Source organism: Paenibacillus sp. 2KB_20 (assembly GCF_052115765.1).
Lineage (GTDB): Bacteria > Bacillota > Bacilli > Paenibacillales > Paenibacillaceae > Paenibacillus_AQ.
Genome location: NZ_JBFRHH010000001.1, coordinates 592,998 through 609,666 on the forward strand (window position 1 = coordinate 592,998; position 16,669 = coordinate 609,666).

The following is a 16,669-nucleotide window of genomic DNA, read 5'->3' on the forward strand; positions in this document are numbered from 1 at the left end:
ACCAATACAATCGTCAAAGAACCCGGTAACTTGCCTATAGCAAGACCGGGTTCTTCTATTACCGAAGGAGCCTATCCATCACAATATCTCTAAGATGCAGGACCCTCGAGTACAAACTGTAACGTATACTGATCCAGCTTCTTCACCTCTACTTGATACCCCAATAAATCTGCCGTTTGCAGGAGGGGCATCATCGTCTTGCCCTCCGAGATATAAGGAGCATGCCGAAGCGTAATTTCGGCTGCGGCCGCTTCTTTCTTGCGATCCTCTTGGCTGCTCCACCCCCAAGCTTTCGTTGAATCTACCGATAGTTCGGCGACAGAACCTTTACCCGATAAAGTTATTTTTCCTGCGTTATATGCCGCCGTTAACCCGAGCGCTTTAACCGCTTCCTTCACGGGTACCATCAATTCCGTCTCATCCGGCATCTTCCGACTTGTAAAATGGACGGGTTCTCCGTTTTCGGTAATCCGTACCTCCACGCTTCGGGCTTCCTTCCCGACTATCAGCACTGTATCCACCTGTTTGGTTAACCGCTCCATGAAGGTCGCGGCATTCTCGGGGGTCATCTTATAGCGGGCATCCTGCAGGCTCACCGCTTGAGTAATCCGGGAGTTTATGTCCTGGGAATGATGAGAAAGATCCTTGAACTGCGAGAAGTCATACGTCCAGTCCACTTCGGCCTGAAAATCATATACTTGCGTGTTGCCGTAATGATTCAGCTGCTGGAACATCCAGGTCTTCATCTCCAGTTGATTGCTGTAACGGGCCGGGTTCGTGTCCTGCCACAGCTTCTGCCGCAGGATGCTGTATGGTGGGTAATAGACAATAAATTCAACGTCGGGATATGCCTCTACCAACGACAACACATATGTATTGAAATGATGCTGAACCTGCTCGATCGGCTCTTCATTCACGCTGAAATAGTATTCCGTATTTCGGGCCCGATCATAGGCATTCATCACTTGATCATTTCCGTATGACACCTCGTTGTGCCAGTTGTACAGATATTCGATATTTTGGGGAGTGCCTCCCATGAGTGTTTTGACGATCCCTCTCGCAAAGTTTTCATAGGCTGAATAATTGAACCAGTACTTATAGTCATTCCACCAGATATCGTCATACAGATATTCCGGAAAATAGTCGTCCGCGCCTTCATCCGGATTCTTCAGCGCAAAATAGTCCAGTCCCCACAAAACGGTCTTTACCTTTCCAGTCTGAAGCGCCAGAGACCCAATCTTGTACTGCTCATCGGCTGTCGATCCGCGCATGGATAACTTTAGCGCTTGGCCTCCCATCGCCTTTCCCACTTCGGACGGCAGGAAATTCTCTGTCATGGATGTACCGAGGATGATGGTATCATAGGGGTAATTGCGGGCTAGTCCCGGGTTCTGGTAGCGCTGCTCGCTGGTAAAGATCGGAGCGTACCAGGTCGCTTTGCGGTAGAACTGAAAGGGATCCAATACAAATGTCATGCAGCCGACCAGCAGTGCAACAATGAGGGAAGCGAGCGCAAACTGAATCAGCATCCTTCTCCCTGCCCTCCGATGAATACGAGCGGAATGAGGAGCAGCGGCAGCGCGCGACTTGGGAGACGCCGATTTGGTGGCCGTTGATGTCGTTGGCATGTTGAACGCCGCCTTTCCTAGAAATTAAAATACAGAAACTCGCTAATACGGGTGATGTACATCAGAGAGATGACAAACAGAACCGCACATACGACGGCTTGCTTAAAATTCGGACGGAAGGAAACGGACAATTCCGAGGAATTCCGGCAGAGCAGCACAATCGGCGCGATGACAACAATGATGGCCAGCGGCTCTAATATGGCATCGTTCAAATAGAGGTGGATGCCTGACAAACCGCTCATTCCCTTCAATAAACGCACAGCCTGAGCCCAGCTTTCCGCACGGAAAAAGACCCAGGTAACCGTAATGAACACAAAGGTGATCGTCCAAGCGAGAAGACGCGGCATCGCAATGCCGAGCTTCCCCCAGAATCGGTGAATGACTTGTCCCACACCGTGCAGCAGGCCCCAGAACAGAAAGGTCCAGCCGGCACCGTGCCACAAACCGCCGATCAGGAAGGTCAGCACCAGGTTCCGCAGCATGATCGCTTCACCCCGGCGATTGCCTCCGAGCGGGATATAAATATAGTCCCGCAAAAAACGGCTGAGGGTCATATGCCAGCGCCGCCAGAAATCCTGTATGTTCAGCGCCTTATAAGGTGAATTGAAGTTCTGCGGCAGCCGAATATTGAACAGAAGCGCCGCACCGATGGCCATGTCGGTGTAACCGCTGAAGTCGAAGTAGAGTTGAAATGTGTACGACAAAGCAGCGATCCAAGAGTCAACGAAGCCTGCTGCTGTGTCAAAGCCCGCATTGGCATAGATCGCCAGTGTATCGGCGATGACCACCTTCTTAAACAAGCCGACACAGAATATAAAAACACCGTTAGCGGCGTTTCCCCAATCCCACAGCTTCCCCCGAACCCGATCAAACTGCGGCATCATCTCGCCATGATGCAGGATCGGTCCCGCGATCAAATGAGGATAGAAGGTCACAAACAGCACATAATTGACGATATTGTACTCACTGGCCTTCCCTTTGTAGGCATCTACCAAATATGCGATTTGGGTAAAGGTAAAGAAGCTGATCCCAAGCGGCAGCGCCAGATTGAGGAGAGATACTTCCCACCCTGTTGCAGCTCCTATATTAACGAGAAAGAAATCGGCGTATTTATAGTAGATTAACAGCAGCACATTGCCTGCAATGCCACAAATTAATATGCCTCTGGCGCCTCGCCGGGAGAAAGAAGCGTCTTGGGAGTTGACTTGACGGGCTTGCAGCAGCCGTCCGATGAAATAGTTGAAGGCAATCGAACCGAGAAGAAGAGGAAGGTAGCTGATATTCCACCAGCTGTAAAAAAATAACGAAGAAAGTGCCAGCCAGCACTTGGCTGCCAAGCTATACCGAAACCGATTCAACCCAAAATATACGATAACCGTGATCGGCAGGAATATAAAAATAAAGGGATAGGAATTAAACAACATGCCGGGAAAGGCACCTCCGACTTTCTAAATTGACCATTCGTTAACGATGTCGATTCTTGGCGGTAATTTCTAAATAATATCATATATTTTACATTTGAGATATAATTTTCTTGCCCACTAAATGATCCTTTATGTATAAAAGAGGCGCCTTTTAAGCGCCTCCATGTTACTCTACTCTTTTTTCAATTGCCAGGCTATCTCTACTGTGAACGTCCCTCGTTCAGCATCGTGATGGTCTTATCGATTCGCCGCTGACGGGTTTCCATCGCCTTAGCCCCCTCGATCGACAGCACCAAGCGGCGTTTATTACTGTAGGACAAACTATCGAAGTATTGTCGTGCCACCGGGTTCAGATCCAGCGTCGCGGAAAAATCCCCGGGTACCGTGATCTCGCGTGGCTCGGTATCAAGCTCAATCTGAACGGTCACTTCGTCACCGGCTGCAACTCCCGCTGCTTGCCGGTTCTCTGCGCTAAGCGGCAGCATGAATACGCCTCCCATAGGGGCGATAGTACTGCGATAGGTATGCTTGCCGATGGTGACTGTAACTGGGGGTCTTTTGCCCGAACCGAGACCTTCCACAACTTCATCCGGTACCTGAAACCCTGTTGCCGTCTTACCGCCTAACTGTATCGTCGTTCGAAATTCCATTTTTGTATTCCTCCAGTTAAAAATCATGGGCTACCATGAACACAGCCTTATTGTGCCGTCCAGCCGCCATCCACAAGCAGCAAAGTGCCTGTCACAAGATCTGATGCCGGGGAGGCGAGATAAATAACGGCTCCAGCCACATCGCCAATGGTACCGATCCGCCCTGCCGGGATCCGTGCCAGGACGCCGTCGCGGAAATCGGGGGAGTCCAGTCGCTCGGCTGTTCCCGGCGTATGGATGAACGTAGGACCGACGGCATTGATGTTCACGCCACGGCTGGACCACTCCAGCGCCAGCACCTTTGTCAGCTGATTCACGCCGCCTTTGGAGGCGCAATAGGCAGCCCCTTCCGTAATCCCAACGACACTCACCTGGGAGCTGACGTTAATGATTTTTCCGTACCCCTGCTCCAGCATGATGCGGCCAGCAGCCTGACAGCAGAAAAATACACCCTTCAAATTCACGTTCATCATCTCATCCCAATAATCCTCGGTGATTTCTTCCGCAAGCCTCCCCTCTCCCAGACCCGCGTTATTGACCACGATATCGAGCCGGCCGAAATCCTTGGCTACCTGGCCAAACACGGTTCGGATCTGCTCCACATTCCGGACGTCCAGCTCATAGGCCTTGGCCTGACCTCCTGCCTGAGAGATTTCCTCGACCAATCGATCCAGCGAGTCTTTGCTTCGTGCCATGACGGCAACCTTGGCTCCTGCTGCTGCCAGCGCTTGGGCTAGTCCATAACCGATGCCTTTGCTGGCCCCCGTCACGATTGCGATTTTATCCTGAATGCTGAAATTAGGCTGCATATGTAATACCTCCATCACCTTAGATTCTATGTAGTTTCATTAAAGCATGATGGCTGGTCAGTGGCAATCGTTCCCAGATCCTCCTCCCCAGTAAATCCATCCGATTGAGGCCTAAAGTACGTTAATTTGCAGCAGCAATAGAGGAATCTCTGCCCGTGGGCTAGAAATGATGAGAACTAAAGCGATCGTTGTCTAGTATGGAGAGCATGGAGAGAATGGAGGAAATCCAAGTATGAGCGAACGATTATCTGAAGCGCAGCAACAAGCGATTCTTTCTGTCGAATCAACAGCGGCGGGCCAACGAAAAGTCGCTTTGGAAATGATGGAACAAATCTTGCGGAAACATGAACAAGACCCCGTAACGATCGGCTCGCTGTTAACCCATATCGCAAAGTCTGCACGTGTTACGTTAAATTTCCATCCGGATCGGATAATGCCCACCGGACACGCTGTCATCGAATCCCTCTTGACAGAAGGCATATATCATAACCAGTTCATCACGAGCGTGACGAATGGAAGCCGAACCGCCTACCCGGGCGGTGACCGCGACCAATGGGAACGGCTCCTGTTTGGCGGTGCCTACCAGCAGCCTGATGTGCGTAACGACGAGCGGCCGAAATACGGAGCACTCAATCTCATGAATTATGCCGATGGTGCATCTCCCCGCTTCGGTTCCTGTTTATTGGTGCTATCCCCTAACCTATTGAACCGCTGCACCTTTACATTCGGAGACAGTCATGCAGGTCCTGAATTTGTGGGTACCATCCGTCAATGGGATTCGATTCTCGCTGCACTCTTGCATCAAGTTGAGACCACAGGCTCGGCCCTGGGTTTCCCGAATGTGGACATTCCGTCCATGCTGGAGCGCATTCTTCATCTGCCTTTATCGCATACCGGTTTCTCCGGACCTGTCGGTCGTTCCTTGGATGATTATATTGAAGCGCAGATCCATGGTGTCATCGACTTGTCCAGCGATGTGGAGGCCCTAGTGGCCGATCCATCCTATAAGGACTCCCCGATCGGGCATTTGCTCCATGCATTATGTGAACGGTATGACCTTACCTTGTCCTGGCATCCAGGCTTCTGCCTTGCCGTACAGGATGTTCCGGATGATTTCCGGGGACCCGTCATGCCGCCGCTCGCCAAGCGGATCGATCAACGGTTTGGAGGCTCGCTGGGCATGCTGGATGCAGCCCTTATTGGCAAAGCCGCTGCTCAACTGCACCATGATCCAAGCGAATGGAGCGATTGGGGAACATTGGATGAAACCTTCCAGCATCTCAAACAGCTGTGGCATGTGCTCGTAAAGTATGGACATTCGTATCCGTATACACCCAACCGCTAAGCTGTACTTTTCCCTAAGTACGTGCACTGGCATGAGGGTCCGACTAAAGATAACCGGGCTAGCGATATCCGTGCAGCAACGGCTAGGTCTTTTGGGCGCAGCTTCTTATATATTGATCTTAGAAAGGATGATGACCGGATGGATTGGGTCCAGCGGATGAATGAGGCCATAGGCTATATAGAAGGACACATAACCGAGGAGATCGATTACGCTGAAGCTGCTCAGATCGCATGCTGCTCCGTGTATCATTTTCAACGCATGTTTCCGTTCATTACGGATGTGACGCTGTCCGAATACATACGGAGGCGTTCGCACGTGCATTCCAGAACATGCATGGCACAACGCCGACTTCCGCACGCCAGACCGGCACCAAACTGAAGGCCTATCCCCGCATCTCCTTTCAATTCTCAATGCGAGGAGCTGCCGAAATGAATTACAGAATCGAAGAAATGAAGGCATTTTCCGTTGTCGGTTTCAAGGAGCAAGTAAACACACAACGTGCCTATGAAGACGTTCCCCGCCTCTGGATGGAGGCTCAGGAGAAGGGCATTTTCGAGAAGCTATGGAACTATCGTGAGCAAGACCATCCGATCCGGGGAATACTGGGTGTTTGTGCAGACGGTGACTACGGGAGGAATGAGCATTTTGACTACATCATGTCCGTCGTATCCAAGGATACGCCTCAAGAACCGATAATACAGCGACATTTCCCTGCCGCCACTTGGGCCGTATTCGAGCTGGAAGGAGATCCGAGCGGCATTGCGGAGATGTGGAAGCGTCTTTAAACGGAGTGGATACCATCCCATGCTTATGATCTCGCGCCGCTTCCTGCCATCGAATGCTATCTTCCTCCGGACGAGCATAAGAACGAGTTATGGATTCCTGTAGTTAGAAAGGCACAGTAGATTCCATCGCTGAAGACGTGCACTTTTTTGCTCACCGTTGCTAGACGTTCCTAAACATGAGCATATTATCGATGCGGTGATCACCCCCATTATTTTTCTGCCAAAAAATCATAATAAAAGAAGCCGCAAATTCTGTGCAATACAGAGTTTGCGGCTCTTATATAGAAATTGTGCATCAAGGCTGTAATCTTGACGTTACTTGTTCAGCATGCGTCGCAGCATAACCACGGCCTCTGCTCGGGTGGCCGGGGCATCCGGCTCGAACTTCCCGCCGCTGCGACCGCTAACCAGTCCTTCGGCGTATGCGGCGGCGATATAGCCTTTGGCCCAGGCTGGAAAACTCGCAAGGTCTGCAAACTTGGCATCCTGTCCTTGAAGCGGTTCTATACCTAGCGCTTTGGCGAGCATGACGGTTAACTCCGCTCTTGTGATAACGCCTGCAGGCTGGAATCGCCCATCCTTATATCCCTGGATAATCCCTGCCTCTGCCGCAAGCCCTACCGCTTCCCTAGACCATCCTGGGATGTCTGATTCATCTTTAAACGTGTATTTGCTGTCACCCTGCAAAGCCAGTGCTCTAACCAGCATCACCGTAAATTCATCGCGTCTAATCAAGGAATCCGGCTTAAATATGCTGTTAGCGTAGCCTTTGACCAGCCCTTTGCTGGCCAGCTCGTCAATCGCTGCCTGAGCCCAGTGTCCTTTCGTGTCACGAAAAGCTTCCAGAGCCTGAGGAGGTTCAGGTTTGATCGGCGGCTCAAGATTTGGCACACTGCGAACAATGGTCAGGGTATACGTGTTCACCTTGCCACTCTCGGCGGTTACCTTAATCTCTATGACATTCTCCCCAGGTTTTAAGGAGATCCGGCCATCTTTATCCCAAGGTCCGGTGATTCTTGCCTTGCTATGAGCGGCCGTCAGATCGAATCGGATCTCTGACGCCTCGGTCTCGGCCCGATACGCGAACACGTTCGGCGAGAAGGCTGGACTCAGCTTCAAAGCATCCCCGGTTTCCCCAATTCCAATAGAGAATGTATGAAGCTGTGCACTATCCGAAGGAATCATCGGTGTAGTTGGGTTCGGATTCGCCGGTCCTGGATCAGGATCGCCTCCTGGACTTGGAGTTGGAGGCGTCGTAGGGAGCTGAAGTGTCCTCGCTGCTGCCTGGAGCGGTGCGCTTTCGTTCCCGGCATGGTCATACGCCTTTACTCGAAACGTATAGGATGTATTCGGCGTTAACCCACCAACTACGTAGGAATACGTGCTGCCAGTTACCGTTGCTACCGGAGTATCTGCGGTATCTTCGCGGTATACCCGATAACCTGTAACCTCTTCATCATCCGAGGCTTGCGGCCAGGATAACCTCATCGATGTAGTGCTAATGTCAGATATCATCAGTTGTCCGAAATCAGGCCATACCGGGGCTTCCTGATCCGGATCAGGGCCTGAATTCGGATCTTCCAGCGTCTGAGCCGTCGTCTGGAGCGGAACGCTCGCATTGCCGGCCCGATCATAGGCACGGACGCTAAGCGTATACGATGTGTCGGCCTCCAAACCGTTCATCTCATAGGAATAGGTGGCACCCGTCACGGTTGCTGTCGGCGTGGCATCATTCCCATTAAAAATGCGATATTCTGCAACCTCGTCATTGTCCGTGGCTTCAGGCCAAGACAGCTTGAGGGAGTCGGTGGATATGTCGGATGCAAGCAGCTCCGCAGCCGCAGGCCATAACGGCTCTTCCGTGTCTGGCTGCGGATCATCCTCGGTTATCGTGATAACCGCCTGGCTTGGGGTACCAACGGCTGTACCTGGCACTGCAGCAATATTCAAATAAAACTCACGGTCATCTTCATGGATATCATCATTTAGAATTTCGACTTCAATCCATTTCTCAAGCTCTCCATCGGCAAAGGAGAGCGTTCCCGAAGCTGGCTTATAATGCTTGTCAGCCTTAGCGCTTCCATCTGCTGTGTTATAAGTGACAGCGACAGCACCGTGGCTGCCTCCTTCACGCATTACCTTCACCCGCAACTCGGCCTCGTCTTCCGAAACCGCATAATCAGCCGCTTCCAGCCTTAGCGTGCCCGGTTCGGGTTGCACAACAATTGCCTTATAGATATACAGGGTGTGATTAGAAGATACAATGAGATCCGGCATTCCGTCCTCGGTATAATCCCCGACAAGCGCCCGGTGTATTCCATTTCCTTGAGCCGCCAATTCGGTCTGCCACAGCAAATTCAACTGGGCTGACGCATACTCCTTGGAATACAATTCAACGCCTTTTCCCGTCGCAACGATTATTTCCGCTTGACCATCCCCGTTTACATCCTCTGCATAAACCTTTTGATTGCCCGGGACTAGAGAGTTCTGCTGAAGATTGTATGTATTGTCCCCATGATTCATATAAAAGAAGACACCCAACATATCATTCAGCGCCAGAATATCGATGTGCCCGTCACCATTAATATCCGTTGAAACGAGATCCACGATATTTCCCGGTATTAGATGAAAGCTCTCGCTCCGCGTATAATCATTTCCCTTATACCGCTGCAGACCCAGCATCGGGCTGGCGACAACCAAATCCACCGTGCCAAAAGCTCCATTCGTGATTGTTGTCGCTCTATTGCCGCCTGGGGACAAAGTGATGGGGACCATAGTAAAAGTTCTATCTGCGGCTACGTGAACAATGGTAACCTGATTGAAATTATTAATCATAATGTCTGTCTTACCATCCAAATCAAAGTCCGCAGCCACAATATCCTGAGAAAGCAGCAATGAAAGCAGCCTCATATCACGAAAGGAACCGTCACCCTCCCCGTACCATATGAACGTCCCTGTTTGCGTTCCGATCAGCAAGTCCAAATGACCGTCCTGATCGTAATCATCGATTTCTAGTGAATGCGGCACCCCCAGAACCTGCAGGCTTTGTGGAGGACCAAATGTTCCATCCCCCTGGCCATCGAATACATGGACCCTCCCATCATCTGTTATGGCCGCAAAATCCAAATGACCGTCATGGTTGAAATCACCCGCCTTTAAATCTGTCACCTTACCGCCAAGCTGGGCGATCTCGAATTTATTCTCATAGTCTGGCACGGCCGCAAAGGCACTCGGCTGCAGCAGCAAAAGGCTGCATAGCAGTACCATCATGAATTTATAACCTTTTCGAATATTCATACATCTCCTCCCGTTCATCAACTTCAACTTCTAACCTCCCGTTCATGAAATAGACCTGTCCTTTATTTGTGTGCTCCGAATTCATTGTAAGACAACGCGTAAAACAAAAAATCCCCCTAAGGGGGGATAGAGGAGGTGGGAAATGGATACATCACATCAAGTTTGAAGTTTATTCGTTCTCTTGGGATCGCTTAGCTTCTCGGCCTGCGCAATCGCCTCACTCAGATTGGCCGCATTCAGTTTGCTATAGATCCGCTTCCGATGCGTCTTTACCGTTTCGTAGGTAACATTCAGTTTCTCTGCGATTTCCCTTCCGCTCAGATGATCGAGCAGTCCTTGAAAAACATCCATCTCCCTGGACGTTAACAGAGCCTCCAGCGGTGAATCCACCGATTCGGCCATTCCATCCGCTGCGGCCAGAATCGATCTGACAAATGAAAGAGAGGCGGAATCCTTCCCACGGTGTTGTCCCCGCTGTTTCGCGCGGATTAATTCGTGAAGCATTCCCATGATCGTAACGCCCTCATCGAGGAATATCCGAGAGAAGTCATTGGCCTCCGATACCTTGAGCGCCTCTTCAAGCTGAATCAGCGCTCTGCGCTGCTCCTCCCTGGACTGCAGCATCACGGCCGTAATACATAAAATTTCGGCCGCATCGATCGGTCTCATCTCACTCTCCGCAAGGTACAGCAACCGGTCCAGCAGCTCTTCGGCCTCCTCCCATCTACCCTGTAGAACGAGAACGCGGGCAAGCAGCTGATAATCAAATAATTCAAAGACAGACACCCTGTCCCGGCTGGATAATCGGCACTGTTCACCCCAAGCCAGTGCAGGCGCCGGATCACCGTATTGCAATTGGAGACGTATGCCCTCCAGGTGTAAAATTTCCATCCCCCGGGGAATGTCCATCCACTTCATCCGCCGCTGCCCGCCTTCAAGCAGCTCCAGGGCTTCAAACATATGGCCTTCGGCCGCCTTGAGCTTCGCCTGGAGGATCCAGCTCGCAACAAGGTCATGCTCCGGCCGGTTAGGATTTTGACTGATCCACGTCATCGCCCTGGAAACATAATCGGCAGCCGCCGATAGATCATTCCAATAGTAGAGTACTTCCGCATGATTAAGATATAACTTGCCTAGAAAAATCGGATTCACAGCCTGATACACCTCTGCCATCTGCATGGTGTAAGGCGCTGCAATCGACCTTGAGGCATGGCCGCGACCGATTTTATAGGTTTTTACCGTGATCGGCTGCAGCGGCTTCTCCGGTTGGCCGAATATGATTTTAATGCCATTCGGAGCGTATCGCACGACCTGCTCATACTCCTGCTTGGCCAGCTTCAGATCATTCCGCCCAAATACCATTAACGTGCCGCGTACATAATGTAACATCGCCAAATATTCATGGTGCTGCACCTCGCTCAATCCCTCATAGGCTTCGGCATACCAGGCGTCCGCTTGATGCAGCAGCGCTTCTCCCTCAGAGATTTCCCCAGATTCCTCGGCAATCAACGAATTGGCATAGGAGAAAAAGAGAACCGGGTGCTGAAGCAAAATGTCGCTCGGAATCGCGGATAACCATTTTTGCAGATTCGACCATTCCCAATTCACGACGCGGGAAGTCATCTCGCTTAACAGCAATACGGCCTGTTCGTAATATTGACCTTGCAAGTAATACTCAACGGCTTCCTCCTCAAGGCGCTGTTCACAACACCAATCGCCGGCTGCCTTATATAACAGTCTCTTATTAACCTGTTCGTTCTGTTCAAGGCGTCTTAGCAAAAATTCCAAGAACAAATGATGAAATCGGAACCATTCTCCCTTATCATCCAGTGCCACGACAAACAGATGAGAACGTTCTATCGATTCGATTAGCTCGCGGCTATCCTCAAATCCGGACACAGCCATGCTTAAGGAAACATTCCAACGCTTCAGGATCGAGCATGTAAGCAAAAATTGCTTCATCCGATCGCCCTGAGCGGAGAATACCTCTTCGAACAGATACCGCTTCACTTCTCGGCTATCCCCTGCAAAATTATGGATAAACGACTCTTTATTCTCCTGCCGCCGCATCGCAATGGATGCAAGCTTAAGCCCGGTAATCCATCCCTCGGTTTTTCTGACGAGCACGGAGGAGAGCTCCGTGTTCAGCGGCAAGTCAGTATGTTCAAAAAACTGCGCACCCTCCTTCTCGGTAAACCGCATGTCTTCGGCATTGAGTCTGCTGGCAAGCTGCCTGGCTTCCATGCGAGCTACAGAGAAAGCGGGTTCGGTACGGCTGATGAGGCAAACATGGATGCACTTGGGTAAATAGTCTGTAAAATAAGCGAATGACGCCAGCAAAATTTCATTCTGAATCACATGAAAATCATCAAGAACCAGGATCAGCTCCTGATCCAGTTTATCCAGCATGTTCAGGCACACGATAAGCCCTTGATCATAACCTTCCGTATGCAGAAGCGGCAGCACGGGTTGGACTTCACCCCCATACGTCGGAAACGCTTTAGCAATGGCCGCCGTGATGTACCTCCAAAAGCGGGAGCCTTGATTATCGCCGACATCCAGTGACACCCAAGCAGTCTGTCTCTCCTGCTGCAGCAGCCATTCACTGACAAGCGTCGTTTTTCCGTATCCCGCCGGCGCGCAGACCAGGGTCATATTTCCCGACATCGCATCCATCAGCCGGTCATCCAGACGCGGCCGGGGGATTAGAGTGGACACCGTTCTGGGAACGGTTAATTTCGAGTGCAGCAGCGGCTCGCGTACACCGAGTTCAGTTCCATTTATCATCATACGCCTCCGTCTCACTTCGAATTTTACGCTGGGACATAACCTGACAACATAACACCCAGACGCGTTAATCCATCATTTCAGTACTATTCTACCATTCCGTGAACAGGGCAGTAAGCTCCAATTTGCAATCCTGGCACATTCGAAGACTCCTTCATAAGAAAAAGCCGCTCTTCATCAGAGCGGGTGGCTTCTTTGTGTATTAAGCTGTACAGCAGGAAGAAAGTCCATCGTCATCGGATATGGTGTACCTACCTGATCCGTCTACTTGGTCTGCACGGGAATCATGATGATAAATTCGGGGTCATCCGCATAAGGATCCTGACTCATCGGATATTTTTCGAAATGCGTTAAATGATCCGGGTTATATTCCGAGTAACCTTGTTCTTTGATCCAAGCATAGATATTGTTATAGGACTGATCGATGCTCTGCTCTTTCCGATGAGTACAAGTGGCATAGGTTAAAGCAGGAACGGATATCGTAACCATCCCCTCCGGAACTTCGTCGATCTGTTCCACTTCCACGACCGCGTAATGAATAAATCCCTCACCGCCGGGAACTGCGTGATAAGATAACCCCAACAACGAGTCGGTATGTAAGGCATGGGGGATCTCCTCGAGCCGCTCTTGCAGCGTCCGATGCACCGCACGTATCCCGCCCGCACCCGCTTCGGCAAATGTGCCTTCCCACTTCAATCCTATCGCCTGAAAAGCTTCCTTGCTCGTAACCGCTGCTTCGTTTCGTTGATCGTTAGTCATCCGTAAATGCTCCTTTATCCTATATTTGATTTCATTATATACTTGAACTATGCCAGAAACTGTCACAGTATAAAAAAATCATAGGAGCGAAATCATGCCCAAAACCGAACGGATCCTTAAGGTCATGCAGCGGGTGTATGAACGGCAAAACTTCACCGTCGGCGAGTTAGCCGAAGAATTCTCGGTTTCGTACCGTACGATGCTCCGCTATCTTCACGAGCTGTCTCGTCTAGGTGTTCCTTTATACGCTAATGAGGGGAAAAACGGCGGTTATTCCATGCTGACATCGCGGCAAATACGAGAACAATCCGCGCAGACGAATGAATCCATTCAGCGGATCATCAAACCGCAGACCCTGATCGTCGGCCTGGAGATGAAGCTTCCATTCACGGCTTATTATATGTCTCAAGCCCTCAAGCCAAAACTCTGGCAGGAACTCCAGGACCGCATGGGGGAAATTCCATATATCCGCAAGAAAACATCGAGTCCCTTATATATTGCAGCTGTTTTGAACCGGCAGCAGATCTATCATTATGTAGCCGGAGTCGAGGTAACCACGATTCGTGATACGCCAAAGCGGATGGTGAGTTTAACCCTGCCGACACAGGAATATGCCATGTATACCCATGAAGGGCATGCCGACCGGGAGGATACCGACCAATCCTATACCTATGTTATCCAGCAGTTGAAACAACGGAGCCTTACGCCAAACCCGACGCTCTACAGCTTGGAACTGAGAACCTCGATACATGCCTCTAAAGCCCAAATCTATATCCCTTTAATTGAATAAGAGACTTCCCGAATCGTCATCAATCCTTCGGTAAGTCACACCTTACACAGGGGCAAATGTCTTATTCCAGCTAAAAAAAGCGAGCCCCGATCATGTCCGGGACTCGCTTTTAGTCGTTAAATGGCTTTCGGATTATCAACTACAGGATTCACATCCGCATCATAATCCACGCCGTCGGTTTCAAAGCCGAACAGTTGGAAGAACTCGCGGCGGTAACCGGCAAGGTCCGTCAATTCTTCAATATTTTCGCTCGTAACCTTGCTCCACAATTCGGCCACTTCGGCCTGCACATCTTCACGAAGCTCCCAATCGTCAATACGGATACGGCCCTTCTCATCCACCGGCGTTTCTTGCCCTTTATAGAGACGATCAGAGAATAGACGATAGATCTGCTCGATGCAGCCCTCGTGCAGCCCTTTCTCCTTCATGACTTTGTACAGCGCCGATACGTACAGCGGAACGACCGGGATCGCCGAGCTGGATTGGGTCACTAACGCTTTGCTGACCGTTACATAAGCCCGTCCGCCTCCGGCAGCGAGCCTCTCGTTCAATTTCAGCGCGGTGGCCTCCAGATGATCCTTGGCTTGTCCAATCGACCCATCACGGTAAATGGCTTTGGTAATCTCGGAGCCGATATAGGAGAACGCAATCGTGGTCACATTAGGAGCCAATACGCCGCCTTCCGCCAGCTCATTCATCCATAATTCCCAATCGTCACCGCCCATCACCTCAACGGTATTCTTCACTTCCTCTTCCGTGGCCGGCTCAATCGTTACCTCCGTCACTTCACCTGTATGGAAGTTTACCGTCTTGTTGGTATAGGCTGGTCCGATCGGCTTCAATACGGAGTTGACCGTCTCACCCGTCTCAGGCAGCGTACGGCGCGCCGAGGCAACACTGTACACCACAAGATCAACCTGGCCCAGCTCTTGGCGGATAAGCTCAACCGTCTTGGCTTTGGTCTCTTGCGTGAAAGCATCTCCCGTCACACTGAACGATTTTAAGCCTGCGGCCTCCGCTGCCTTTTCAAAAGCGACCGAATTGTACCAGCCCGCCGAAGCGGTCCGCTTCTCGGTTGCCTGGCTGGGACGATACACACCTACAGTATTCGCCCGGGAGCCGAATGCGGCAGCAATTCTGGCGGACAAGCCGTAGCCCGTTGAAGCGCCGATGACCAGCACATTGCGCGGCCCCTCGATGCCAGGCTGTTTCAGTACATAATCGATCTGCTCCTGCACTTGGGCTTCGCAGCCTACAGGATGGGATGTCGTGCAAATAAATCCGCGTGTTCTAGGTTTAATGATCATATTTATATACCTCTCTTCCAGTACTCGGCGTCTGACACCATATGTATGGTCTTTTAAATTTCCTTTCTATTTTAACTGTTTTTTGTGGAGAGAGGAAATCTTTTGACAGGAAAACCAAGAAAACCTCTCTTCGGAATAACGGAGGCTTAAGCCTGCATCCCTTCCAAAGAGAGGTTCTGTATGTTTAATGCTCTATATACGTTGCCATTAAATACCGAACGAATTATTTGAATGAAGCATAGCCTTGGTCAGCCATGACCACGCTGCCTGTAATCGCAGCAGCTTCATCCAGAGACACGAGATACACGGTATCCGCTACAACTTCAGGCTGTGTTAATTCTCCGCCCATGACTTTGGCTCTCATGGAATCCAGCATTCCTGAATCTTTATAGCCTTGGATAATCGGTGTATCAACTGCTCCAGGAGCAACGGCAACGACACGAATGCCGTATGGTGCCAGTTCAAGCGCAGCGGATTTGCTCATCATGATGACGGCGCCTTTTGTAGCGTGATAAGCAAACGTTCCGGGTGAAGCCAGGAATCCGAATACGGATGCTGTATTAATGATTACACCTTTAATGCCAAGCTCTTTCATCTTTCGGCCTGCCGCGATAATACCGTAGGCAACCCCGTGCTGATTCACGTTAATGGTGCGATGGTAGAGATCCATATTTTGATCGAGAACCGGTCCAGCGCCGCCAATCCCCGCATTGTTGTGCATGACATCGATGCGGCCATAAAGCTCAACCGCTTTATCCACAAGCGCCTCGACGCTTTCTTGTTTGGAAACATCGACTTGAACGAAAGTGGCTTCGCCGCCTTCTTTTTTAATCATGTCCACCGTCTCTTGACCGGCAGCCTCATTATAATCGGCTACGACGACGCGATCGCCTTTTCTTGCAAATTTAAGGGAGACCTGACGACCGATTCCGCTCGCTCCACCGGTTATTACCGCTACACGTTGTTCTGACATTATCAATGACCTCCTAGGGCAAAATAGCGTTATTCTTTGAACATTGTGTGTCAATGTCCTTGTGTTCATTGTAACGCTGCGTTATATTTAAGTAAATTTAAACCTAATTAATATT

At 50.6% G+C, this 16,669-nt stretch carries 13 protein-coding genes; 4 read left to right on the forward strand and 9 right to left on the reverse strand.

Going from position 1 to position 16,669, the window contains the following annotated elements; translation table 11 throughout:
* Positions 1-89 precede the first annotated feature (89 nt).
* The 4 genes from AB4124_RS02745 to AB4124_RS02760 all read right to left on the reverse strand — a co-directional run bounded on the left by AB4124_RS02745 (position 90) and on the right by AB4124_RS02760 (position 4,511).
* A complete protein-coding gene (locus tag AB4124_RS02745) occupies positions 90-1,628 on the reverse strand; it encodes a stalk domain-containing protein (RefSeq protein ID WP_441971014.1) in 1,539 nt (512 codons plus the stop codon).
* Positions 1,629-1,645: 17 nt separating this feature from the next.
* Positions 1,646-3,052 (reverse strand): MBOAT family O-acyltransferase, encoded by a 1,407-nt coding sequence (locus AB4124_RS02750; RefSeq protein WP_441971016.1) that lies wholly within the window; start codon positions 3,050-3,052, stop codon positions 1,646-1,648.
* 200 nt (positions 3,053-3,252) lie between these two features.
* Positions 3,253-3,702, reverse strand: a complete 450-nt coding sequence (locus AB4124_RS02755; protein ID WP_076324399.1) for a YdeI/OmpD-associated family protein — start codon at positions 3,700-3,702, stop codon at positions 3,253-3,255.
* A 47-nt stretch (positions 3,703-3,749) separates the two neighbouring features.
* Entirely contained in the window at positions 3,750-4,511 is a 762-nt protein-coding gene (locus tag AB4124_RS02760) for an SDR family NAD(P)-dependent oxidoreductase (protein WP_441971018.1), read from the reverse strand.
* Between the two features lie 232 nt (positions 4,512-4,743).
* Here AB4124_RS02760 and AB4124_RS02765 point away from each other — a divergent pair, with 232 nt between their 5' ends.
* The 3 genes from AB4124_RS02765 (at position 4,744) to AB4124_RS02775 (ending at position 6,641) form a co-directional block, all read left to right on the forward strand.
* Positions 4,744-5,856 carry a DUF3626 domain-containing protein gene (locus AB4124_RS02765; protein ID WP_441971020.1) on the forward strand — a complete coding sequence of 371 codons (1,113 nt, stop codon included), beginning with the start codon at positions 4,744-4,746 and terminating at the stop codon, positions 5,854-5,856.
* 138 nt (positions 5,857-5,994) lie between these two features.
* A complete protein-coding gene (locus tag AB4124_RS02770) occupies positions 5,995-6,234 on the forward strand; it encodes a hypothetical protein (RefSeq protein WP_441971022.1) in 240 nt (79 codons plus the stop codon).
* Between the two features lie 50 nt (positions 6,235-6,284).
* Positions 6,285-6,641, forward strand: coding sequence for a GyrI-like domain-containing protein (locus AB4124_RS02775; RefSeq protein WP_441971024.1), 357 nt, complete (start codon positions 6,285-6,287; stop codon positions 6,639-6,641).
* Between the two features lie 315 nt (positions 6,642-6,956).
* On the opposite strand, the gene AB4124_RS02780 is transcribed toward AB4124_RS02775, so the two are convergent.
* From AB4124_RS02780 to AB4124_RS02790, 3 genes are all read right to left on the reverse strand, one after another.
* Positions 6,957-9,938, reverse strand: coding sequence for an S-layer homology domain-containing protein (locus AB4124_RS02780; RefSeq protein WP_441971026.1), 2,982 nt, complete (start codon positions 9,936-9,938; stop codon positions 6,957-6,959).
* Positions 9,939-10,094: 156 nt separating this feature from the next.
* Entirely contained in the window at positions 10,095-12,728 is a 2,634-nt protein-coding gene (locus AB4124_RS02785) for a LuxR C-terminal-related transcriptional regulator (protein ID WP_441971028.1), read from the reverse strand.
* Between the two features lie 261 nt (positions 12,729-12,989).
* A complete protein-coding gene (locus tag AB4124_RS02790) occupies positions 12,990-13,484 on the reverse strand; it encodes a GyrI-like domain-containing protein (protein ID WP_430106185.1) in 495 nt (164 codons plus the stop codon).
* A gap of 94 nt (positions 13,485-13,578) precedes the next feature.
* Between AB4124_RS02790 and AB4124_RS02795 the strand changes: the two genes are divergently transcribed.
* Positions 13,579-14,274, forward strand: coding sequence for a helix-turn-helix transcriptional regulator (locus tag AB4124_RS02795; RefSeq protein WP_441971030.1), 696 nt, complete (start codon positions 13,579-13,581; stop codon positions 14,272-14,274).
* A 116-nt stretch (positions 14,275-14,390) separates the two neighbouring features.
* Here the strand turns inward: AB4124_RS02795 and fabV are convergent, their stop codons facing one another.
* On the reverse strand, positions 14,391-15,581 hold the full coding sequence (gene fabV, locus AB4124_RS02800) for an enoyl-ACP reductase FabV (RefSeq protein WP_379407889.1): 1,191 nt from the start codon (positions 15,579-15,581) through the stop codon (positions 14,391-14,393).
* A gap of 223 nt (positions 15,582-15,804) precedes the next feature.
* Positions 15,805-16,554 (reverse strand): SDR family NAD(P)-dependent oxidoreductase, encoded by a 750-nt coding sequence (locus AB4124_RS02805; RefSeq protein WP_441971033.1) that lies wholly within the window; start codon positions 16,552-16,554, stop codon positions 15,805-15,807.
* Positions 16,555-16,669: the final 115 nt, after the last annotated feature.